Below are 23,929 nucleotides of genomic sequence, written 5' to 3'. Positions count from 1 at the left end.
AACTGATTGAATTAAGAATGTTTTACAGAAATTGATTCTAAAACACTCGCTACACTTTTACATTTATCCGTTGCAGTTTCTAAAACTGACAACACTTCTTTGTATTTGATAATGTTTTTAGCATCAGTTTCATTTTCGAATAAATCAAGAACTGCTTTATCATAAACGTTATCTGATTTATTTTCCAACTTATTAATTCGAAGACAAGCATCAGTGATGTTCTTCATTTTTTTCAAATCTCTCAATTCTCTTATCGCGACATCAATGTTCTGACAAGCTTCAAGATTAATTTCGGTCAGTTTTCTGATAGATTTTGTAATTTTATCCACTTGGTACAATCGCATTCTACTCGCTGCACCATGAAGATTACCGGCAACGTTGTCTATCGAACTTATTAATGAGTAAATATCTTCTCTGTCAAATGGAGTAATAAAATTTCTACTCAACTCAAGGTTGGTTTGACGCGTTATATCCTCCCCTTTTTGCTCTAAAACATCAATTTTCTGAAAAAGAACTTCACGCTCTTTTAGAGGAAGGTTTACAGCTTCATGCAAATTTGTAGCAATTTCAATTAAATTACTTGACGCTTCTTCAAAAAGTGGAAAGAACTTTTTGTCTTTAGGAACCAAAAATTGGAAAAAATTATTTATGTTCATTTCATTAAAATTTAGTTTTGCAAAATTACTTCATTATTACCTGCTAATGTTATGCTATTGTTAACAAATTATTTTCTATTTGAAAAGTGTTCAAAAAAGAAACTGTCTTTTCGATATCATAATGCAAAATTCGGTCTTCTTTAATCAAAGGTACTTCTTCGCGATACGCTTGTAAAAACATTTCAATAAAATCACTTGATAGCAATGGTCTTCGATATTCAATGGCTTGCGAAGCATTCATTAACTCGATCGCTAAAATGCGTTCCAGATTATCCAAAACACGTAATGCTTTCGTAGCGGCATTTGCGCCCATACTGACGTGATCTTCCTGTCCGTTGCTGGAAACAATGCTATCGACACTGGCGGGAGTTGCCAGTTGCTTGTTTTGGCTGGCAATGCTGGCGGCAGTGTATTGTGGAATCATCAAACCAGAATTCAAACCGGGATTATCCACCAAAAATGCCGGAAGATTTCGATTTCCTGAAATCAATTGATAGGTTCTTCGCTCCGAAATACTTCCTAATTCGGCCAAAGCGATTGCCATAAAATCTAAAGCCAAAGCCAATGGTTGCCCATGAAAATTCCCTCCGGAAATAATTTGGTCGCTTTCTGTAAAAATATTAGGATTATCTGTTACTGAATTGATTTCTATTTTGAATACTTTTTTGACATAATCAATCGCATCTTTAGAAGCGCCATGAACTTGCGGCATGCATCGGAACGAATACGGATCCTGCACATGATTTTTGGGCTGTTCAATAATTTGACTTCCTTCCAAAAATCCTTTTATGCGATTGGCTGTTACAATTTGTCCTTTGTGAGGTCTGATAAAATGAATCAATTCGTTGTAAGGTTCAATTCTCCCATCAAAACCTTCAAGTGAAATTGTTCCTATCAAATCAGCCAAATAAGAAAATTTGCTCACTTTCATCAAAATATGCACGCCATAAGCAGTCATAAATTGCGTTCCATTCAACAAAGCCAATCCTTCTTTTGACTGCAAAACAATCGGTTCCCAATCAAAATGTTTCAAAACTTCGCTGGAATGCACTTTTTTCCCATCAAAATAAACATCGCCTTCTCCCAATAACGGTAATGATAAATGTGCTAAAGGCGCTAAATCTCCTGAAGCTCCCAATGAACCTTGTGTATAAATTACCGGCAGAATATTATTATTATAAAGTGCAATCAATCGCTCGACCGTTTGCAATTGAATTCCCGAATGTCCATAACTCAACGATTGAATTTTGAGCAACAACATCAATTTTACAATTTCGGTTGGCACTTCCTCCCCCGTTCCGCAAGAATGTGATTTTACTAAATTTTCCTGTAGTTTTGATAAATTCTCCTTGGATATTTTCACATTACAAAGCGATCCAAAACCTGTATTTATCCCATAAATAGGATCCGAATGCGAAGCCATTTTTTTGTCTAAATAATCGCGACATTTTTGAATATTTATTTTCGCCTCATCTGACAAAGCCAGTAATTTATGATGCGAAACAATTTCAGTCAATGTTTCCAGGCTAAGTAATTGATTGCTAATATAATGCGTATTGTCCATTTTGAAGATGTTTGAAAGGTAAAATTGAATAAATCTTTATAATTACACAACATTTATTGCCAATAATTTAAACTTACAGTTAAACAAAACCAAAAATTTGATTTTATGCAAATATTCTTATGCGACTTACAATCCAGCATTTTATAATTGTAACATAATCCTCCCTTTATGATGAAAAGTGAACTTTTTTTGTATTAGAGAAAAGTAAATTTGATCACTTTAAAAAAACAAGGGCTGATTTGCATTCTCGATCTCTAATAAAATTAAGCTGCAACCGTGAACATTATTCAAAAAATCTGAAGATTTATACGAATAACTCCATTACCGCCTTCGCAAATCATACAATATTTAACAATCCTCGAATAGCATCTATTATTTTCAAATATTCGCAAAAACATGATTGAATGATTTGTCTTTTATAAAAATTCGTATTTTTGAAATATTAAAATGGTAAACAACAAAACTACATATCACTCTTCTATAACAACTCAAATCTGGGTTGGCGCTAATGTTACGTTTACTACAACAACTACAATCACCCCTTTGGGGTAAACATTTTACATATAATCCTATGTTATTATATTTTTTTTCGAAAGAAAGGCAGTCTTTGGATGTATAATAAGCATTACATTTTTCATAAAAAACAACACACACCAATACATCGCCCACATTCTATTAATCACGAAAATGGCGATTCAGAGGTGCATAAAAAATAAATAACTTCGTTATGAAAGTATTAAAATTTGGCGGAACTTCGGTTGCCAATGCACAAAATATAAAACTGGTTTTAACCCTTGTTAGTAATAAAGCTAGAGAGGAAAAATTAATCGTTGTGGTTTCTGCTTTTAGCAAAGTTACTGATTTACTTCAACTTGCTTCCCAAAAAGCGGCTGCCGGTGACGAAAGCTTCAAAAATATTCTTGCCGATATTGAGAAAAAACATCTAGATGCTTTAAAAGAACTTATTCCCGTTAGCGAACAAAGCAGTCTTTTGAGCCACATCAAAAGAATCATCAATCATCTGGAAACCTTACTGGACGGATGTTACCTTTTAGGCGAATTATCTCCCAGAACTTCAGATACTATTTTGAGTTTTGGCGAATTATTGTCTTCTTACATTGTAGCAGAAGCTTTAAAACAAAATCTAAAAAATAGCGGTTATAAAGACAGTCGCGAATTGATAAAAACCGATAATCATTTCGGAAAAGCAACCGTAAATTTTGAAGTTTCGAACCAATTAATTGCTGATTTCTTTGCTTCGAATGAGAATCAAGTGGTTGTAATGCCAGGATTTATTGCCGCATCACTTGATGGCATAAACACTACGCTAGGTCGTGGTGGTTCCGATTATACAGCTGCTATTCTTGCCGGAGCTCTCGATGCAAATGACTTAGAAATCTGGACTGATGTAAACGGAATGTACACTGCAAATCCAAAAATTGTAAAACAAGCACAACCTATCGCGTTCATTTCCTATCAGGAAGCGATGGAGTTGTCGCATTTTGGTGCCAAAGTTTTATACCCGCCAACCATTCAACCGGTATTGAAAAGGAATATTCCAATTCTCATCAAAAATACTTTCGAACCGGAAGCCGAAGGAACTTATATTTCAAATCAGGAAATGGGTCACAACAATCCTGTGAAAGGAATTAGCCATATTGACAATATTACTTTGATTACACTTGAAGGACCCGGGATGATTGGCGTTACAGGTTCATCCAAAAGGCTTTTTGAAGTATTATCACATGAAAATATCAATGTGATTTTTATTACTCAGGCTTCATCAGAGCATTCAATTTGTATCGGAATTTTAAATTCTGATGCTGATTTGGCTGAAGATGCCATCAACAAAGCTTTCGAAGTAGAGATTTTACAAAACAAAATTGATCCATGCATTGTTGAAAAAAACCTTTGTATCATTGCTTTGGTTGGCGAAAACATGAAAAATCATCAAGGTTTAAGTGGAAGAATGTTTAGCACTTTGGGTAAAAACAACGTCAACATCAGAGCGATTGCTCAAGGTGCATCCGAAAGAAATATTTCGGCGGTTATCAATGAAAGAGACGTTAAGAAAGCACTAAATACTTTACACGAAAACTTTTTTGAAGAAAATACGAAACAGTTAAACCTATTTGTGATGGGCGTTGGAAATGTGGGGGAGAAATTCATCGAGCAAATTCACCAACAAAAAAAATTCCTTAAACACAATCTGAAAATAAACCTACGCGTTATTGCTTTGTCCAATTCCAGAAAAATGTATTTTGATGAGGATGGAATCGCTTTAAAAGAATGGCAATTTTTACTAGAAACCGGAGAACCAGCTGATAAAGAAAAGTTCATTGCAAATGTAAAAGAGCTCAATTTACGCAACAGCATTTTCGTTGATATTACGGCGAATGAAAGTGTATCTAAAACCTACGAACAGTATTTAAAACGCAATATTGCTGTAGTAACTTGTAACAAAATTGCTTGTGCTTCGGAGTACGATAATTATAAAAAATTAAAAAAATTATCCAGACAATTTAACGCTCCGTTCCTATTTGAAACCAATGTTGGTGCTGGATTACCAATTATTGATACCGTAAAAAATCTGATTGCTTCTGGAGATAAAGTAAATAAAATTCAAGCGGTTTTATCAGGAAGTTTGAACTTTATCTTTAATAATTTTGACGAAAACAATACTTTTTATGATGTCGTAAAAGAAGCAGGTGTACAAGGATTTACAGAACCGGATCCTAAGATTGATTTGAGCGGAATTGACGTTGCCAGAAAGATATTGATCCTGATTAGAGAAAGTGGTTACAAAATGGAAATCGATGAAATTGTCAATGAATCTTTTATGCCTGCAGAATGTTTGGGTACTACTTCAAATGAAGATTTCTTCGAATCTCTGAAAACTCATGCGGCACATTTTAAAACTATCTATAAAGAAGCGTTAAGCAAAGAATCCAGACTAAAATACGTCGCGCAATTCGAAAACGGAAAAGCAAATGTTGGTTTAAGATTTATTCCGAAAGACCATCCTTTTTACAATCTGGAAGGAAAAGACAATATAGTATTATTCTTTACGGACCGTTATGTGGACCAACCTTTATTAATAAAAGGCGCTGGTGCGGGAGCTGCGGTAACGGCTTCAGGAATATTTGCTGATGTAATCAGAATTGGAAACCTATAAATATGTCGTAAGGTCAAATGTCGTAAAGTTTGAAAGATAGCAACTTGATTTTATTTTCATTTCTACGACTTTACCACTTTATGACTTTAGACTTTAAGACTACTATTATGAATGAAATAAAAATATTTTGTCCTGCTACGATAGCCAATCTTTCCTGCGGATTTGATGTCCTCGGACTGTGTTTAGAAACTGCGGGTGACGAAATGATTATTCGAAAATCAAATATAAAAGGGATTCGCATCACTAAAATTGTGGGTGCCGACTTGCCTTTGCAAACTGAAAAAAATGTAGCTGGTGTATCTGCTTTAGCGATGTTGGAAGCCATTGAAACGGAATTTGGTTTTGAAATCGAAATCTACAAACACATCAAAGCCGGAAGTGGAATTGGGAGTAGCGCCGCAAGTTCAGCTGGCGCTGTTTTTGGAATCAATGAGCTATTGGGACGTCCATTTACAAGAAAAGAGTTGGTGCAGTTTGCCATGCAAGGCGAAAAACTAGCCAGTGGAAACGCCCATGCCGATAACGTCGCTCCTGCCCTGTTGGGAGGCTTTACGTTAGTAAGAAGTTATAATCCATTAGATATCATAAAAATTGAAAGCCCATCTGAATTGTATGCCACCGTGGTTCATCCGCAAATTGAATTGAAAACTGCGGATGCGCGTTCGGTATTGAAGCAAACGGTTTCCTTGAAAAGTGCTATTATACAATGGGGAAATGTGGGCGGACTGATTGCCGGATTGTACTCCAAAGATTATGACTTAATCGGGCGTTCTCTGCATGACGAAATCGTGGAACCGTTGCGAAGTGTTTTGATTCCCGGATTTGATCTAATCAAGCAAACTGCTTTAGAAAACGGAGCTTTGGGTTCTGGGATTTCGGGTTCAGGTCCCTCTATTTTTGCTTTAAGCAAAGGAAAGGAAACTGCTGATAAAATCGCAAAAGCCATGAGTGCCGTGTACGACGAAATAAATTTACCGTATGAAATTCACGTTTCTAAGGTGAATGATGAAGGAATGAAAATAATAGCCCCCTAACCCCCGAAAAGGGAATAAAAGAAAAAACGCAGCGATTTTAAAATTACAATAAATACATTCTAAATCCAGTTTCGTTTCCCTTCCTTGTGGAGAGGGTTGGGATGCGGATTCTACAATTACTACACACAATGAAATATTACAGTTTAAACCATAACGCACCCAAAGTTTCTTTTCAAGAAGCCGTAATTCAGGGATTGGCAACCGATAAAGGATTGTATTTTCCAGAGGTAATAACTCCTTTAGCTCCTGCTTTTTTTGAAACTATAGAAAATATGAGCAATGAAGAAATTGCTTTTGAAGCGATTCAACAATTTGTGGGCGACGAAATCCCAAGAGCTACTTTAAAACAGATCATTGCCGAAACGTTGTGTTTTGATTTTCCTGTAATAGAAGTGGAGAAAGGTGTTTATTCCCTTGAATTGTTTCACGGCCCGACGATGGCTTTCAAAGATGTAGGCGCCAGATTCATGTCGCGTTGTTTGGGTTATTTCAATAAAGACAACAAAGACAGCAAAAATACGGTTCTTGTAGCGACTTCGGGCGATACTGGCGGTGCTGTGGCCAGTGGTTTTCTTGGCGTAAAAGGTGTAGAAGTGATTATACTTTATCCATCTGGAAAAGTGAGCGATATTCAGGAACGACAATTGACCACTTTGGGACAGAATATAAAAGCGCTTGAAGTAGATGGCGTTTTTGATGATTGTCAGGATATGGTCAAAAAAGCATTCTTGGACGAAAGTCTAAAGCATAAAAACCTGACTTCAGCAAATTCGATAAATATTGCGCGTTGGTTGCCACAAATGTTTTACTTCTTTTTTGCGTATAAAATATTGAAGAAACAAAACAAACCGTTAGTTTTCTCATGCCCAAGTGGGAATTTCGGAAATATTTGCGCGGGTATTATTGCAAAAAAGATGGGATTGCCAATTGAACATTTTGTAGCGGCTACGAACGTAAATGATACGGTCCCCCGATTTCTAGAAAACGGAATTTATGATCCAAAACCTTCCAAAGCTACAATTTCGAATGCGATGGATGTGGGGAATCCAAGTAATTTTATCCGAATTCAGGAAATGTACCAAAATGATTTGGAACAACTCAAAAAAGATTTTTCTTCGTTTACGTTCTCTGATGCAGAAACGATTGAAGCCATGAAAACCATTTACAATATTGACAGTTACATTGCAGAACCGCACGGAGCAGTTGGTTATTTGGGATTGAAAAAAGAATTAGAAAATCACCCAAATGCGATTGGTATTTTCTTAGAAACTGCTCACCCAATTAAGTTTTTAGACACCGTCGAACCAACATTAAAGGTAAAACTGCCGATTCCTACACAAATTGAAAGCGTCTTGGGAAAGGAAAAAGTGAGCTTAAAAATTAAAACGTATGAGGAATTGAAAGCTTTTTTGGGATAAAAATACCTGTTTTAACAAATAGAAAACGACTGAAAATCCAATATTAATCGTTTTTTTTTTGTGTCTAAATAAGTCTAGTTATAAAGTGGTCGTAAACTTTTATTTTGGAACAAAAAAACAATTTTACGCATTTTACACTTCCCTTTTAAATGTATAATTATGAGTATTTTACAGTGAAGCAAAACAATACTTTCTACCACAAAAAAATAAAATTCCAGATTTGAAAAAATAGCTTGAATATGATTTAAATTAAACGTAAATTTGCAAAAAAATTGAGTTGTCTCTATCAGGTCTTTTGCAAGCGAAAAAATACACCTGAACCGCATCAAAAAAACAACTAAGTATTTGAGAAGCTGTTTAAATCTTAACTTAAAATCAGCAGATTAAAAATACTTCAAAAAAACTACCTGATAAAGTAGCATCCCATATCAACATAATTTATTAAAAGAAGGAGAAAAAAGTTTATGACGGATCATAGCATGAATGCTGTAAGTTTTGAAATTGAATTATTGGATAAGCACAAAGATTATAGGAATCAATATAAGTCAAATGATTTGTATTGGGGCGTGGGAATCGAAAATGAATGTTATTTAGAGTTTGAAAACCACCGTGTGGTTGACAAAGATTTTTTACTGACTAAAGGACTTCATGAAAAGTATAGTGTTAATCACTTTAAGAATTACAAAGAAAACATTTACCAGAATTCATTACTAAAAATATTATCCGATAAAGAATATTATTTGCCTGTACTGATGAACTCCCATTCGTTTACAAAAACGGACATCAACAACCAGCATAAGACTTTTGATCCCATAGATAATGAACCAAATCCTGAATATTTAGGGGAAAGTATCTTTGAAATATTACAAAAAAACAATCCTTATTTTATAGACGAGCTTCAAAAAGAATTCATTTTTGACGGTGACACAGTTGAATTTGTTACGCAAAAATTTTACAAAACAGATATTGATTCGGCCATTGCTGAACTGGCAACAATAAAGCAAGGTTTCATAAACAACTTACAAAGCGCCTTTGATAAAGATAAAATATTTGCGGAATATGGCGCCATAAAAATATGTTCTACAAACCATCCTTTTGCGATATTTATTTCAAACAACACTAATTATTCTGTTTTTAATAATATGACCTATCACTTCAATTTAACTATTCCTACTGAGTTAAATAAAGATGGTGAAATTAAAGACAAAATAGGTTTTATAAAAAAACACCAGAGAGCAATTCGATTATTCCAATGGTTGAGTCCATTATTTATGATAAAATTCGGTTCTTCTGATTATTTATCGCACAATGACAGTAGCGTCAATTTAACAAAAGCATCACAACGATGTGCCATGTCGAGATACATTGGGGTAGGAACTTATGACACCAATGTGATGAAAACAGGGAAAATCGTCCAGATGAATTTTGACGAACATCCGATGCATGATAATCCGCTGTGGTGGGTAAATCGTTATTCTGAAATATCGGATTATGAAAAAATTGATAAAATTGGGCTAGACATCAATTTTCACAAGCACAAAAATCATGGTATTGAATTTCGAATATTTGATTATTTCGATGAAAAGCACTTACAAGAGGTTTTGAATTTTCTTGTTTTTATTATGGATCATGCCTTGTTAAACGAAATCGAAAATCCTATTTGCGATTTGGAATGGAATAACTTTGTCTACGAATCTATTATCCACGGCAAAGAAACGCATGTACCATCAAAATTCATCGGTCTTTTAGAAAACATATTGTCTATTACGATAGAATCGAATGATCCTTTAGAAATTTACGATCAAATATTCAGCAGTTTACACGCTACCTATTACGAAAAAGGCTTTTGTAGTTCTTTACTAATTAAAAAATAAGCATGCATCACAAATGCAAGGTGTCTTTTTAGAATAAGCTTTACATAATTACCCTTCTCGCTGACAGTAAGCCCGCAAGAAGGGTATTTATTTATACAATTTTTTTTAAAACTAATCATGATAATAAAAGATAGCAGCCGCATATCCTTTTTCCGGATCTTTATTGTCCCACCAATCTTTTCTGATTTCTGAAAAATAATTGTAATTATCCGCTCCTGCTTGCGATTGCAACGGATAAATGACTTTGCCGTCTTTCCTAAAAGCTTTATCTGTATCCGTTTCCGGAACAACCACTACAATATGTCCTGATTTATTCAGGATAAATCTTTTGGCACAGATGATTCCTACTCCTCCATTGGCATTTACTTTCTTTTGAAGTTCATCAACATCATCGATTCTTTCCCAACCAAACTCACTTCCCGATTGCAAAAACCAATCGTAGATATAATTGGAATAAAAAGGCCTTACCGTTTCATCAAAAACCAATACTACTTCGTTCCCTTTCTCCAGTTGCTCGATTGCTTTATCAGTCCATCTCAATCTGGGGATATAGACCTTGGCAAAAAAACAATAATCAAAAGTATAAATATTACAATAGGTATCCAATGCGTCTTTCTGATACCGGAAACTTTTTGAAACATTTAGCGCAGTAATTATCTTACGAATTGATGTCAGTTTAGAGTCCAGACTTGCTAAATCTCTAAACGGAATTGAAGGATCACCAATAGGTTTGTATGTTTCCTCTTTACTGTCCAGACTTGCTTTAGCATCCGGCTCAAAATTGGGTACTTCGATATCCATACTTTTTTGATTCGTTTCATCGACAAGCTCGATGTCTTTTGAAAACACAAACCCCTCTTTTTCAGTGTTTAAAAGCTTTACTTTCCACCAATCTGATGCTGTTTTTTCAATTAATTTAACGGTATGTCTAAAAGGTATTTGTATTAAAATTTTGGAATTATCCTGGGTTGCCGGATAATCTCTTAGATTTAATGACGGAGTAGCGACTCTATATTTCATACTAATCAGTTAATTATAAATGATTCTACTGCCAAAATACTAAAAACAACCAAGAAAGCATCACAGTAAACCATTATTTTTTAGATTTATTTTGAACTAATTCTAAAAAACAACAGCACTAAATAGCAATAAGGAATACTATTTGGTATGAAGAAAAAGGGAACGTAAAAATTGAAGGTTTAGAAAGAATTGAAAGTGATTTTGGCGTAGTAGCGCATACATAAAAAAAACCGACTGAGGAGTAATTTTCAGTCGGTTTTTTTTATGTAAATCAATTCTATATTCTTTTTATTGATAGATTAGTTTTCTGTAAGTAAAATCATTAAGTTTGGTAGAATATAAAAGACTATGCTTCAATCGATAAATATAAAAACAGTAGCATCATATGATGATGTAGGAATTAAAATCAACGGTTTGAAGAAAGTAAATTTTATTTATGGAGCAAACGGTTGTGGCAAAACTACCATATCAAATTTTTTGATTAATACGGATAATAATGATTTTAGAACTTGCAATGTGAGTTGGAAAAATGAGCAATCTCTAAAAACCTTGGTATATAATAAACAATTTAGAGAACATAATTTTGGCAATGGTAAAATGAATGGCATTTTCACACTTGGCGAAGCAACTACCGAAGAAATTGAAATAATAAGAATAAAAAATGAAGAATTAAAAGTTATAAAAGCTGATTTTACTTTAAAGAAAGAAACTGTAATTAAGCAAGGAGAAAACAAATTAAATTTAGAAACTAAATTTAAAGATAATACTTGGACAAACGTTTACAAAAAACATGAAAAAGATTTCAAAGAGGCTTTTGTGGGTTCACAAAGATCTGAACTTTTTAAAAACAAATTGCTACAAGAATATACGAATAATACTTCAGCAGTTCAAACCATTGAAGATTTAAAAGAAAAAGCAAAAACTATTTTCGGAGAAGTTCCTCAAAATATTACACCAATAAATACTTTTACTTTCGACAGAATTATCGAAATAGAAGATAATTCTATTTGGAAAAAAATAATTGTTGGTAAAGCTGATGTGGATATTGCAAAACTCATTCAAAAACTAAACCTAAATGATTGGGTAAACCAAGGTAGAAATTACATTCAAGAAGATGCTACTTGCCCGTTTTGTCAACAAGAAACCATTACTAAAGATTTCAAAAAACAATTAGAAAATTATTTTGACGAAACCTATCTCGGAGATTTAAATGCAATGAAATCATTAAAAGAAGAATATAATTTATTGATTGATAATATAATTAACGAATTGAATAATATTGAGACCTATCAAAAAGATTTTTCAAAATCGAAACTCAATAACGATAAATATGCAGCATATCTCAAAACATTAATCAGTCAAGTTGCTACAGATAAAGAGTTATTAAATAACAAAAACAAAGAGCCAAGCAGAACTGTTGAATTGGTTTCTTTAAGAGAACAGTTAGATTTAATTTCAGAATTAATAACAGACGCAAATAAAGCAATTACTGACCACAACGATATTGTAACCAACTTTACTGTTGAAAAAAATAAATTGACAAAATCAATTTGGAAATATGTAATTGAAGAATATAAAACAAATATTGAAACATTTTTAAAATCAGCAGATGGAATTCAAAAATATATTGATAAATTAAAAATTGAAGTTGAAACTAAGCGAGAGGAACATAAAAATTTAAATGTAGAAATTAAAGCATTAAGTAAGCAAGTAACTAGTATTCAGCCAACAATTGACGAAATAAACACGACACTAAAATCGTATGGGTTTCTTAATTTTGAAATTGTTCCTTCAACAGAAAATGGCTTTTATCAAATCCAGAGAGAAGATGGAACCGTTGCAGAATCTACATTAAGTGAAGGCGAAATTACATTTATTACTTTTCTATATTATTTGCAATTAGCAAAAGGAGGAAGTTCTGAAGACGATGTAAATAGCGAAAGAATTTTAGTTATAGATGATCCAATTTCAAGTTTAGACAGTAATGTTTTATTTTTGGTAAGCACTCTAATAAAAGAAATAATCAAAGAAGTAAGAATTGATATTGGCAATATCAGACAAATTATTCTTTTGACGCACAATGTATATTTTCACAAAGAGGTTTCTTATGTTGACAGTTCGTATAGAAAAGGAGAAAAAGCAAGTTTTTGGATACTCCGAAAAAACTACAAACATTCAAGTATTCAACCGTATTTAGAAAAAAATCCAATCCAATCTTCTTATGAATTATTATGGAGAGAAATAAAAGAATGGGAGAAAAATTCTGGAATAACAATTCAAAATACAATGAGAAGAATAATTGAGAATTATTTCAGTATTTTAGGAAACCGTAGAGATGATTTTTTAATAGGTCAATTTACTTCAAAAGAAGAAAAAGAAATATGTAGATCATTAATGAGTTGGACAAATGAAGGTTCTCACACAATGCCTGACGACTTATTTATAGAATCACCAGACGGTACAATTGCTAAATATTTGGAGGTTTTTAAAGAGATTTTTAGGCACACTGAAAACGCTGGACATTACAATATGATGATGGAAATTTCAGAAGACATTTAACAAGAAGATACTCAGTCGCTCAGATATTCATAATTTCTCTGACTTGGATAGCTAGAAAATGCTGCCCGTGCCCACAAAGACATCGCACAACAATGAGATAAAAAACAAAACAAGGTACTGACTTAAAAGGATGTAGCTTTTTTTATACCTTGCCTCTACAATAAAAACCAACCGGAAAAAATATGAACACAACTGAACAAGCGTCACAACAGCAAAAGTCATCAAAGTTCAGCATCAAAAACATTTTTGTTCCGGACTACGAAAACTACGAAGGGGTTCGCAGAATCAATATTTATGTGATGCGGCTGTTTTTCGCCTTAATGTTTGTTTTTGTTGCCACAGATTCCTGGACGTTTATTCTTACCCATGAAGGTGCATGGGACCCCATAAAAGCTGTTGCTTGGTGTACTTTGGCTGCTTATTCAACATTGGCACTTTTAGGAGTATTTCATACGTTGCGTATGTTACCCATTATGCTTTTTATGATTTTTTACAAAGGACTTTGGCTTATTGTTGTCGCATATCCTTTATGGTCCGCAGGCACGCTAAAAGGTTCACCAGCCGAAGAAATGGCGTATATGTTCTCTGGAATTATCATACCGATACTCTTCATGCCTTGGAAATATGTATTCAAAAAGTACATTGTATTAGAAAAGAAAAAGAAATGATTTACTCACTAAAAAACCAAAACGGCTGAGAAAATTTTTTTAGCCGTTTTGGTTTTTATCACATTTTATTAAACTTAAATTTTTGTCCGCCAACTGATGCCTCGTACATGAGTCCTCCCTTTTGCATGGTAAAGACCATCACTCCATTGGTGTATTTTACATTTGCGGAAGCGCCTTCAGTTGCCGCAACTGCTGAGGCTTGTGCCGAAAACTCGAATCGGCTTTCTTTAAAACGGTCCATTTCGTTTTTGGACTCAAAAAATATCACTTCCCGATACGCTTGTCCGCCCGCTTGAAATCCTATGCTCACTTGCGACAGCTTGGCCATACCCACTCGCTTGTTCTGTTCATAAACGACACCGTTGCCCGCTGCTCCTCCAATACCAAATCCTCCTTTGCCCACATTAGGAAAAATAACATAGCCGTATGCTTTATCAAAAAGTGCTTTCATCAACGGATCACTTTTGATAAATTCTTTCTTTGCGGTTTCGCTATCAGCAATAATTTTATTCTTTTTAGTGGTCGTTTGCCCAAATATTAATGCTGTGTTTAAAACACAAACCATTATTATTAACCAAATACTATTTAGATTTTTCATAATTATAACTTTTAAATTGTTTGCTCCGTTTCTTTACTCAAAGATAAAAAAAAATCTTTACTTAAAAATACAAAATATTGATTATCAATATTTTAATGTTGATATTTTGGAAATTAATTGTAGCGTAATAAAACTTGTGCAAAAAAGAGAATCCACAGCTTGATGCAATTGTATAAACCTTATTTTTACCTTTGAAAAATACAAAAACACAAGACTACTACGGATGATCACAAAAGCAACACTAGAGAACGTTTCGCAATTAAATAAATTAATCAATTCAGCGTACCGCGGGGAATCCTCTAAAAAAGGATGGACAACTGAAGCAAATATTTTGGAAGGACTCAGAACTACTGAAGAGGAACTGACTGAAATGATTCAAAACCATAAAAATACGATTCTAAAATTTACGGAAAATAACCAGATTATAGGTTGTGTTTTATTGGTCGAAAAAGAGCAGGAATTGTATTTAGGGATGCTGACAGTTTCACCCGAATTACAAAATAGTGGTGTTGGAAAAAAATTACTGCAGCAGGCAGAAATTCATGCTTCGGAATTGGGATTGCCAAAAATTGTAATGACTGTAATTTCTGTTCGTAAGGAACTGATTGCTTGGTACAAACGCAACGGTTATAAGGATACGGGCGCAAAAGAACCGTTCCCGGCAAGTGATGTTCATATTCCAATTACGGAAGAACCTTTGGAATTTATTGTTATGGAAAAAAGGATTGGATAATTATTACTGATTAATTTTTTATTTGAATTAAGGATTGGAATGTGCCCAGAAGTACCAAATATCGACAGCTATTAGATATGAAATTTGTTACTGTGCCGAACGTGCGCAACATTCATCTTTTCGTAGCGTTCCCACGGTACACTAAAATCATTGTACATCATTTTTTCTATTAAGATATAGTGCTTTACAGCAAAAAGGAGGCTTTCAATAGTTAATCCAATTGGTACATGAATCAAATGTTTGTTTGGGTAAAAATAAATTAACCTTTATTGTTGATTGTTCAATCCGAATGAACAGTAATAAATTTTGAATCAATCCATTAGAAGTATTATTCTTAAATCAAAATAAAATGGCAAGTACTCCCAAAAAACGCGTTGTAAAAGATTTAGAAGAAAAATCAATTCTAGTTTCCAGAACATTTAGCGCCCCGCTTGAAGAAGTTTAGCGTGGCTGCACGGAAAGTGAATTGTTAAAACAATGATGAGTGACAAAACCTTGGAAAACTGAAACAAAAACGATTCACTTTTCTGTTGGCGGTCACTGTTTGTGCGCTAAAGTAGAACTTCAAAATGAAAAATATTGGGTACGCATGGGCTACACAGCTGTTACGCCGCATTTGAGTTTTGAAATTAAAGACAGTTTTGGTGATGAAGAAGGAAACGTTAATTCTTCGTTGCAGGTTTAACAATGAATTATTGTTTTTACTGCCACAGCATCGGATATTTCAGTAGAATTCAAAATGTTTTTTTTCAAATAAAAAGAAATAGCAACCGTGATTGAAATGGGCTTTATACAAGGCAATACCGCTTGTTTTTAGCAACTTAAAATGTTATTTCCAGAAAATACAAATTTAAAAATCTTTGATGAGGAGATGAAAATATCTAAGTTTTTTCGGGTCGCTAAATAAAGGGATTGCGGCGACATCCTAAATTTTTTCTCTAAAAAATAAATATAAAGCCTTAAAATCGACTCCAATGTAATTAACTTAAAAAATTATATGATTGATTTAAAGTTACTTATTTCTATTAAGTAAGAGATATTTTATAGTAAGATAATAAACAGCAGTAGACTGAATAATGGAAATTATAACCCATAAAAATTTAGTTTGTACCTGAACAACTGTATATTCACATACTTTTTGAAAAACACAGAATCCCTATTTTCTACTCTTTATAAAATTCACTATTTTTGCAGTCTAAAATTTTAGTCATGCCAAACAAGAAATACAAAATAGCGGTCATTCAATTAAACCTTAATGATATTGCTGAAAACAACCTAATAAAATGTTTAAGTTGGGTTCGTGATGCCGCAAACCTTGGTGCCGAGGTGATTTCATTACCGGAATTATACAGCAGTCATTATTTTTGTCAAAGCGAAGATGTAGATAATTTTGCTTTGGCAGAACCATTATACAGCACTTCGTTTATTGCTTTTAGCGCTTTGGCAAAAGAATTAGGCGTGGTTATTATTGTTCCTTTCTTCGAAAAAAGAATGGCGGGAATCTATCACAACAGTGCGTACATCATTGATACTGATGGTTCCGAAGCAGGATTGTATCGTAAAATGCACATCCCAGATGATCCCCATTTTTATGAAAAATTTTATTTTACCCCCGGTGATTTGGGCTTTAAAACGATTCCAACGAAAAAAGGAAAGGTTGGAACGCTGATTTGTTGGGATCAATGGTATCCGGAAGCCGCTCGATTAACTGCTTTGCAGGGTGCAGAAGTGTTGTTTTACCCCACAGCAATTGGCTGGCACCCAGGTGAAAAAGAGGAATATGGAGTAAACCAACATGGTGCTTGGATGAGTGTAATGAAAGGTCACGCCGTTGCAAATGGTGTTTATGTGGCAGCAGCAAACAGGATTGGTTTAGAACAATACTTGCCTGATACGGCGGGAATTCAGTTTTGGGGATCTTCGTTTATTGCGGGACCACAAGGCGAAATTTTGGCGCAAGCCTCACACGATCAAGAAGAAATCTTGATTGCCGAAGTAGATTTAGACTTACAAGAAAATGTGCGTCAGAACTGGCCTTTCTTTAGAGACAGAAGAATAGACGCTTTTGGTGATATCACAAAAAGAGCAATTGACTAATGATGAAAACGAGTAACAACAGAAGATTCCCTGCTGAGTGGGAAAAGCAAGAAGGAATTTTACTTTGTTTTCCGCACAACGGCAAGGATTGGCCAGGAAAATATGAAGCGGTTCAATGGGCTTTTGTAGAATTCATTAAAAAAGTGGCTACTTTCGAACAAGTCTTTTTGGTAGTTGCGGATGAAAACCAAAAAGAAAAAGTTAATACCATGCTGGAAACAGCTCATGTGGAACTAACTAATGTTTCGTACATCATTCATAAAACCAATAGAAGTTGGATGCGTGATTCGGGTCCAATTGTTGTGAAAAATGGAACCGAAAGAGAAGCTTTAAACTTTAATTTTAATGGTTGGGCTAAGTATAAAAACATTCAGCTGGACAAATTTGTTCCTGCGAAAGTGGGCGAATTTCTCCATATTCCTGTGACTCAAGTGATGTACAAAGGAAAACCGGTAATTGTTGAAGGTGGCGCGATTGACACTAATGGCCGTGGTACTTTACTGACGTCAGAAGAATGCTTAATGCACCCTGATATTCAGGTTCGGAATCCAAATTTCACCAAAGCTGATTACGAAGCCGTTTTCAAAGAATACCTTGGAATTACAAATGTGATTTGGCTGGGCGACGGAATTGAAGGCGATGATACGCACGGACATATTGATGATTTATGCAGATTTGTCAACGAGGATACGATTGTGACTATTGTGGAAACAGATCCAACCGATAATAACTACAAACCTTTACAAGAAAATTTAAAACGATTGCAAAACGCCAAACTGGAAAATGGAAAATCACCTGTAATTGTGGTTTTACCAATGCCAAAACGTTTGGAATTTGATGGCTTAAGATTACCCGCCAGTTATGCTAATTTCCTAATTTTGAACAATTGTGTTCTTGTTCCAACTTTTAACGACAGTAATGATAGAAAAGCGCTGAATATCCTTTCAGAATGTTTTCCTGATAGAGAAATCATCGGAATTAGTGCAACTGATTTTATATGGGGTTTTGGAACGTTGCACTGCTTGAGTCAGCAAATTCCGGAATAGATTTAAAATAAAGAAAATAAAAAAGACTTGTAGATCTAATTGCTACAAGTCTTTTTTATTTTTAACAAACCAAAATACTATTTGTCTCTGGTAAACGGTATTTTTTGTCCTTCGGGAACAGTCATATCAAATCCGTTCAGATTGTCATCAAATTGAAATTTAAGTCCCGCTTGCTTCGATTCGAAACTATTTTTCCCTGTAGGTTCCACTGTGAAACTTGGATAATTCGGTATCAAAACATTTAACGCACCATTTTTTTCTGAAAAAGTAATTTTTAAAGGTGCCATTTTAGTAGAATATGTTCCTAAATAACCATCCAGAATTACATCTTTTTCAATCAAACCTGTAGCTGCTGTCCAAATGTTATTTCCTTCATTACTGTCTGGTAAAACATGATCCGGATCTAGCGTGATACTCTCAATTTCCTCCGTCGAATTATGTTTGAATGACCACGCTTTGTTTTTTTGCCACACTTCAACCGGTAATTTTACACGAGTTATTTTTCCGCTTTTCGATTTCACGTCTAAACTTACCGGCATTGCCATTTTTTCAAAATTTTCTATCGAAATTATAACGCCTTTCTTAGGATCGTTTTTTACATATTTTATCGAATTTATTCCTTGGTCTAAACGCCAATTGTATTGGAACCAACCTCTCCAAAACCAACTTAAATCTTCTCCTGCAACATTTTCAATTGTTCTGAAAAAATCGTCTGGTTGCGGATGTTTGTATGCCCAGCGCTCTACATAAGTTTTCAATGCTAAATCAAAACGTTCCGGTCCCAATACTTGTTCTCGCAAAATCACTAATCCCGAACTTGGTTTTGAATAAGCTAAAAGACCAATATTGCTTTCTTTCATATTATCCGGAGAACTCATTATCGTTTCAAGATTCGGACTTGTATATGCTTCAGCTCTTTGATGCATATCGGCGGGCTTGTCTTTATATTCGCCATTATTAAAATCTATGGAGCTCAATGAATTAATAAAAGTATTGAAACCTTCATCCATCCAAGCAAACATTCTTTCATTTGACCCAACAATCATAGGAAACCAAATGTGTCCAAATTCATGATCTGTAACACCCCATAAATCAGCTCCTTTTGACTCCCAACTACAAAAAACAATTCCTGGATATTCCATTCCGCCTTCATTACCGGCAACGTTGGTAGCTGCAGGATATGGATATTCCAACCATCTTTTAGAATAATTCTCTATGGTAGCTTTCGTATATTCTGTTGAACGTCCCCATGCTGCTTCACCAGCACTTTCGATAGGATAAGCTGAGATTGCCAATGATTTTTTACCACTTGGCAAATTTATCTTTGCCGCGTCTAAAATAAATGCCGCGGACGAAGACCAAGAAAAATCTCGAGCATTTTTAATTTTATAATTCCACGTTTTAGTAGTTTCTGTAACCATTTTCGATGAATTTTCAACTTCAGCCGCAGTACGGATAAAAACTGTTTTATCACTTTGTTTTGCTTGTGCTAATCTGCTTTGCTCCACAGTAGAATAAACTGTTGTAGAATTTAACAATTCGCCGGAAGCAACCACAATATGATTTGATGGCGCTGTAATACTGACATCAAAATCACCATATTCTAAATAAAATTCCGAAGCTCCCAAATACGGATTTGTATTCCAACCGCGCACATCGTCATAAACACACATGCGTGGATACCATTGCGCGATGGTGAAAATCTTACCGTTTTTAGTTTCCAAAATTCCCATTCTATCCGAGCCTTCAAAAGGCGCGATAAAGGAAAAGTCGATTTTGATTTTAACAGAACCTCCTTTAGCATTTAATCCTTGCGGAAGAAAAACCTGCATTCTAGTATCCGTAATGACGTACTTAGCTTCTTTTTCAGTAGAAACTCCTTTTAAAGTAGTTATTACTTTCACCGATTTTATTTTATGACCGCCATCAAAAATTTGGCCTTGAGCCCCATTTCGGCTTCCTGTCATAGGTACAACTGCATTTCCACGAGAATCAGCTTTGAATAAATTTTGGTCTAAGTTCATCCAAACAAAAGCCATTTTATCCGGACTATTATTTGTGTAGGTTATAATTCCTGTTCCGGAAATTTCATTGCTTTTTTCGTCCAGTTTTGCCGTTAATTTATAATCGGCACTATTTTGCCAGTATTCAGCTCCGGGCTGGCCACTTGCAGATCGTGTACTTGTTCCATTATTGGAGTAAAAAAACGGAGCAAAAGCATCATGGTAATCGTACTTAGAAACAGCGCTACCAATTGTACTTGCTGGAGTTTGTTGCGCCCAAATGGACGTAACTCCCAATAATAAAGTCAAATGTAATATGACTCCGAAACGAATGTTTTTCATATTCTTGTATTTTATATCACAAATTAAGGAAAAAAAAGAGAATTTTAAGCTATTTGGAAAGAAATGATTCCATTTTAAATATATAAAATCAACCTTAAATTGAATTAGAATTAAAAATTATAAAATACATTTACCATAGAAAAGCAATTTTTAAATCAAAGACGAACAATTTTGACAACCATAATAAAAAATTCAATTCTCACGGCTGAAATCAAACATTTTGGTGCCGAATTAATTTCCTTAAAAACAAATCTGAATAAAGAATATATTTGGGAAGGAAATCCAGAATTTTGGGGCAAGCACTCTCCTGTTTTGTTTCCAATTGTTGGTACATTAAAAAATAATTCCTTTCATCATAATGAAATAGAATATCATTTATCGCGACACGGTTTTGCCAGAGACATGGAGTTTGAATTAATTAATGCAACCGAAAATAGCGCTACTTTCTCCCTACAATCCTCTGCAGAAACAGTAAAAGTGTATCCTTTTGAATTTGAATTACAAATCATTTACACATTACCAGAGAATAATTTATCAATAATCTATAAAGTAATAAATAAAGGAAAAATTGCGATGCCGTTTTCCATTGGAGCACATCCTGCTTTTGCTTTGCCAAATCAATTTGAAAATTATGTTATTACTTTTGAAAAAGATGAATCGTTGGAATATTATCTTTTACAGAATGATTTAATTTCAAATAAAACCAAGAAATTAGAAGTTCACGATAAAAAGATTCCTCTGAATTATGAATTATTTGAAGACGACGCATTGATTTTTAAAACAATCAAATCCAAATCGCTGACGATTTTAGAAAATGAAAATCCAATTTTAAGAGTACACTTTGAGGATTTTCCGAGTTTAGGAATTTGGACCAAAAAGAATGCTCCTTTTATTTGTATTGAACCTTGGTTTGGTTATGCGGATACCACTGAAAATTACGGAAGTCTATTCGAAAAAGAAGGCATTCAAATTTTAGAATCAAATGCAACTTTCCATTCAAAATTCAGTATTGAAATCCTTTAATTCCTAAAATATGTTAACTATAAACTTCAGTCCATTTCCAAATTTAGAAACCGAACGCTTACTTTTAAGAAGAGTAGATTCTAATGATATAAAGGAGATTTTTGCATTGCGATCTAATCCCGAAACCATGAAATATATTCCAAGACCTTTAGTAAAAACGGATGAAGATGCCTTGGAACACATTGCTATGATTGACAGTAAAATAGATAGTAATGAAGGTATAAATTGGGCTATTACGCTGAAAGGCAACCCCAAACTCGTTGGAGTTATTGGACACCACAGAATAAAATCGGAAAATTATCGCGCCGAGATTGGGTACATGTTATTGCCTGAATTTCATGGAAAAGGAATTGTTTCTGAAGCAGTAAAAGAAGCCGTAAACTATGGATTTACTGTTATGAAATTGCATTCGTTAGAGGCTGTAATTGACCCTGATAATCATGCTTCTGCAAAAGTTTTAGAAAAAAACGGTTTTATTAAGGAAGCGCATTTAAAAGAAAATAAATTTTATGAAGGGCGATTTTTGGATACAGTAATTTATTCTACGTGGAATAGATAGTACTTGTGTTGTATGACTAAAATAATTTAGGACGTTTAATTAATTTCAACAAGAAAATTTGAATTATTAATACTACATTTGTAATACTCAGAATTTGTATTTAATTGATTTTAAGTGTTAAAAAACTCTTTTTATGAAAAAATTATTTATTGTTTTTTTCCTGCTCTTCTCAATCTTACTGCAAGCGCAAACGTATGTAAAAGTTAATGCTTTTACTACATTGTTGACAATTCCAAACGTGGGTATTGAAACCAGTATCGGAAAAAAATCGACGTTACACTTTGATGCTCTTGCCTCTTTTTGGAAATCAATAAACGGCAAACCCAGAGAATTTTATACTTTCACACCCGAATACAGATATCATTTTCAAGAAAAATACAATGGATTTTATGCAGGCGCGCACATTGGCGCGAGTATCTTTAATTTTCAAAAATGGAATTATTTAAATACTAATTTGTATGAAAAAGGAGTGGGTTATTTTATAGGCGCAACCATCGGTTACAGGGTTAAAATAAATGATAAATTCATGTTAGACTGTTTCTTAGGTGGCGGCTGGCATCAAGGATTTTACAAAGGTTATGATTTAACTACCGGAGAACGATACGACAAAGCAAAGAAATATAACAAAAGCGGCGAATGGTTCCCATATAGAGGTGGCGTAATGGTTTCTTACAAATTATAATCACCTTTTATTTTGTAAATTTACTGACTGATTTTAAGTATAAATCTTCCACTTGTTTTCTTGCCCAATCCGTTTTTCGTAAAAAAGTCAGACTGGATTTTACACTGGCATTGTCCGTAAAACATTTTATTTTAATCAGTTCTCCCAAAGTATCAAATCCATAATGAGCTACTAATTGTTCAACTATCGTTTGAAGTGTGATTCCGTGAAGCGGATCTTTCGATTTTAAATTTTCCATTTAGCAAATATATAAAATCGTGAAATACTAATTTTTTAAATTCATTCAAATGAAAAAAATTCTATTACTACTTGCACTATTAATTTTAAATATCAGTTTTGGACAACAAAGCACAACTACTTATTACTTCATTCGACATGCTGAAAAAGTCGATAATTCTCAAAATCCTGATCTATCTGAAAAAGGGTTGAAAAGAGCGGAACTTTGGAACAAAATATTTTCAGAAATTAGTTTTGATAAAATATATTCAACGGATTATAAAAGAACTACACAAACCGCAAGTCCTACCGCTACAGCGAAGAAGATTCAAATAAAATTGTATAATCCTAAAACCCTAAACATTGAATCATTCAAAAAAGAAACTTTAGGAAAAAAAGTTTTAATCGTAGGACATAGCAATACCACACCAACATTTGTCAATCAGATTATTAATCAAAAAATATACGCAGATATCGAGGATGGAACTTTTGGGAATCTATATATGGTAACCGTAGTAGATAATATAATTTCTTATCAATTATTAAAATTTGAATAAAAACACTCCCTAAAAATAAAGTGAAAATAAAAAAAAGTCACTGTCGAATGATAGTTACTTTTTATATTATCGTGCTTTTTTAACAGTTTTTTTTTAAAATTTCAT

Annotated in this window: 20 protein-coding genes; 14 read left to right on the top strand and 6 right to left on the bottom strand. The window is 33.9% G+C overall.

All coding sequences use genetic code 11. The annotated features are described in order from the left end of the window. Positions 1-11: 11 nt before the first annotated feature. Both ACP7AQ_RS03540 and hutH read right to left on the bottom strand, forming a co-directional pair. Positions 12-656 (bottom strand): DUF47 domain-containing protein, encoded by a 645-nt coding sequence (locus ACP7AQ_RS03540; RefSeq protein ID WP_426063211.1) that lies wholly within the window; start codon positions 654-656, stop codon positions 12-14. A gap of 49 nt (positions 657-705) precedes the next feature. After that, the gene (gene hutH / locus ACP7AQ_RS03535) at positions 706-2,220 is read right to left on the bottom strand and encodes a histidine ammonia-lyase (RefSeq protein ID WP_426094433.1); all 1,515 of its coding nucleotides are present in this window, start codon (positions 2,218-2,220) and stop codon (positions 706-708) included. Positions 2,221-2,947: 727 nt separating this feature from the next. Between hutH and thrA the strand changes: the two genes are divergently transcribed. From thrA to ACP7AQ_RS03515, 4 genes are all read left to right on the top strand, one after another. Then, the gene (gene thrA / locus ACP7AQ_RS03530) at positions 2,948-5,395 is read left to right on the top strand and encodes a bifunctional aspartate kinase/homoserine dehydrogenase I (protein WP_426094432.1); all 2,448 of its coding nucleotides are present in this window, start codon (positions 2,948-2,950) and stop codon (positions 5,393-5,395) included. 107 nt (positions 5,396-5,502) lie between these two features. Further along, positions 5,503-6,429, top strand: coding sequence for a homoserine kinase (locus tag ACP7AQ_RS03525; protein WP_426094431.1), 927 nt, complete (start codon positions 5,503-5,505; stop codon positions 6,427-6,429). Positions 6,430-6,557: 128 nt separating this feature from the next. Beyond that, positions 6,558-7,847: a threonine synthase gene (thrC, locus tag ACP7AQ_RS03520; protein ID WP_426094430.1), complete on the top strand. Its 1,290-nt coding sequence runs from the start codon at positions 6,558-6,560 to the stop codon at positions 7,845-7,847. Between the two features lie 464 nt (positions 7,848-8,311). Then, complete coding sequence (locus ACP7AQ_RS03515) at positions 8,312-9,721, top strand: hypothetical protein (RefSeq protein ID WP_426094429.1); 1,410 nt, start codon at positions 8,312-8,314, stop codon at positions 9,719-9,721. Between the two features lie 111 nt (positions 9,722-9,832). On the opposite strand, the gene ACP7AQ_RS03510 is transcribed toward ACP7AQ_RS03515, so the two are convergent. Further along, the gene (locus ACP7AQ_RS03510; RefSeq protein WP_426094428.1) at positions 9,833-10,741 is read right to left on the bottom strand and encodes an SH3 domain-containing protein; all 909 of its coding nucleotides are present in this window, start codon (positions 10,739-10,741) and stop codon (positions 9,833-9,835) included. Between the two features lie 348 nt (positions 10,742-11,089). Between ACP7AQ_RS03510 and ACP7AQ_RS03505 the strand changes: the two genes are divergently transcribed. Further along, a complete protein-coding gene (locus ACP7AQ_RS03505) occupies positions 11,090-13,300 on the top strand; it encodes an AAA family ATPase (RefSeq protein ID WP_426094427.1) in 2,211 nt (736 codons plus the stop codon). Positions 13,301-13,482: 182 nt separating this feature from the next. Next, positions 13,483-13,968 (top strand): hypothetical protein, encoded by a 486-nt coding sequence (locus tag ACP7AQ_RS03500; RefSeq protein ID WP_426094426.1) that lies wholly within the window; start codon positions 13,483-13,485, stop codon positions 13,966-13,968. A 58-nt stretch (positions 13,969-14,026) separates the two neighbouring features. Here the strand turns inward: ACP7AQ_RS03500 and ACP7AQ_RS03495 are convergent, their stop codons facing one another. Next, on the bottom strand, positions 14,027-14,566 hold the full coding sequence (locus ACP7AQ_RS03495) for a YSC84-related protein (protein WP_426094425.1): 540 nt from the start codon (positions 14,564-14,566) through the stop codon (positions 14,027-14,029). A 223-nt stretch (positions 14,567-14,789) separates the two neighbouring features. On the opposite strand from ACP7AQ_RS03495, the gene ACP7AQ_RS03490 reads away from it, so the two are divergent. The 4 genes from ACP7AQ_RS03490 to ACP7AQ_RS03475 all read left to right on the top strand — a co-directional run bounded on the left by ACP7AQ_RS03490 (position 14,790) and on the right by ACP7AQ_RS03475 (position 18,442). Beyond that, on the top strand, positions 14,790-15,299 hold the full coding sequence (locus ACP7AQ_RS03490; protein WP_426094424.1) for a GNAT family N-acetyltransferase: 510 nt from the start codon (positions 14,790-14,792) through the stop codon (positions 15,297-15,299). A 484-nt stretch (positions 15,300-15,783) separates the two neighbouring features. After that, entirely contained in the window at positions 15,784-15,984 is a 201-nt protein-coding gene (locus ACP7AQ_RS03485) for a hypothetical protein (RefSeq protein ID WP_426094423.1), read from the top strand. A 524-nt stretch (positions 15,985-16,508) separates the two neighbouring features. Further along, on the top strand, positions 16,509-17,396 hold the full coding sequence (locus ACP7AQ_RS03480; protein WP_426094422.1) for a carbon-nitrogen hydrolase: 888 nt from the start codon (positions 16,509-16,511) through the stop codon (positions 17,394-17,396). Then, the gene (locus tag ACP7AQ_RS03475) at positions 17,396-18,442 is read left to right on the top strand and encodes an agmatine deiminase family protein (protein ID WP_426094421.1); all 1,047 of its coding nucleotides are present in this window, start codon (positions 17,396-17,398) and stop codon (positions 18,440-18,442) included. Before ACP7AQ_RS03480 ends, ACP7AQ_RS03475 begins: the two co-directional genes overlap by 1 nt. A gap of 77 nt (positions 18,443-18,519) precedes the next feature. On the opposite strand, the gene ACP7AQ_RS03470 is transcribed toward ACP7AQ_RS03475, so the two are convergent. Next, positions 18,520-20,787 carry a M1 family metallopeptidase gene (locus ACP7AQ_RS03470; protein ID WP_426094420.1) on the bottom strand — a complete coding sequence of 756 codons (2,268 nt, stop codon included), beginning with the start codon at positions 20,785-20,787 and terminating at the stop codon, positions 18,520-18,522. A 171-nt stretch (positions 20,788-20,958) separates the two neighbouring features. On the opposite strand from ACP7AQ_RS03470, the gene ACP7AQ_RS03465 reads away from it, so the two are divergent. The 3 genes from ACP7AQ_RS03465 to ACP7AQ_RS03455 all read left to right on the top strand — a co-directional run bounded on the left by ACP7AQ_RS03465 (position 20,959) and on the right by ACP7AQ_RS03455 (position 23,051). Then, entirely contained in the window at positions 20,959-21,810 is an 852-nt protein-coding gene (locus ACP7AQ_RS03465) for an aldose 1-epimerase family protein (RefSeq protein WP_426094419.1), read from the top strand. 10 nt (positions 21,811-21,820) lie between these two features. Continuing rightward, a complete protein-coding gene (locus ACP7AQ_RS03460; RefSeq protein WP_426094418.1) occupies positions 21,821-22,369 on the top strand; it encodes a GNAT family N-acetyltransferase in 549 nt (182 codons plus the stop codon). Between the two features lie 133 nt (positions 22,370-22,502). Further along, positions 22,503-23,051 carry a DUF3575 domain-containing protein gene (locus ACP7AQ_RS03455; protein ID WP_426094417.1) on the top strand — a complete coding sequence of 183 codons (549 nt, stop codon included), beginning with the start codon at positions 22,503-22,505 and terminating at the stop codon, positions 23,049-23,051. A 7-nt stretch (positions 23,052-23,058) separates the two neighbouring features. On the opposite strand, the gene ACP7AQ_RS03450 is transcribed toward ACP7AQ_RS03455, so the two are convergent. Beyond that, the gene (locus tag ACP7AQ_RS03450) at positions 23,059-23,289 is read right to left on the bottom strand and encodes a VF530 family DNA-binding protein (RefSeq protein WP_426094416.1); all 231 of its coding nucleotides are present in this window, start codon (positions 23,287-23,289) and stop codon (positions 23,059-23,061) included. Positions 23,290-23,338: 49 nt separating this feature from the next. On the opposite strand from ACP7AQ_RS03450, the gene ACP7AQ_RS03445 reads away from it, so the two are divergent. Next, positions 23,339-23,824 carry a SixA phosphatase family protein gene (locus ACP7AQ_RS03445; RefSeq protein WP_426094415.1) on the top strand — a complete coding sequence of 162 codons (486 nt, stop codon included), beginning with the start codon at positions 23,339-23,341 and terminating at the stop codon, positions 23,822-23,824. The last annotated feature ends 105 nt before the right edge of the window (positions 23,825-23,929 follow it).

The organism is Flavobacterium sp. DSR2-3-3, assembly GCF_049896585.1.
In the GTDB taxonomy this organism is placed as follows: domain Bacteria; phylum Bacteroidota; class Bacteroidia; order Flavobacteriales; family Flavobacteriaceae; genus Flavobacterium.
Note: the sequence above shows the minus strand (reverse complement) of the source record. Positions and strands in the feature narration are given on the sequence as shown.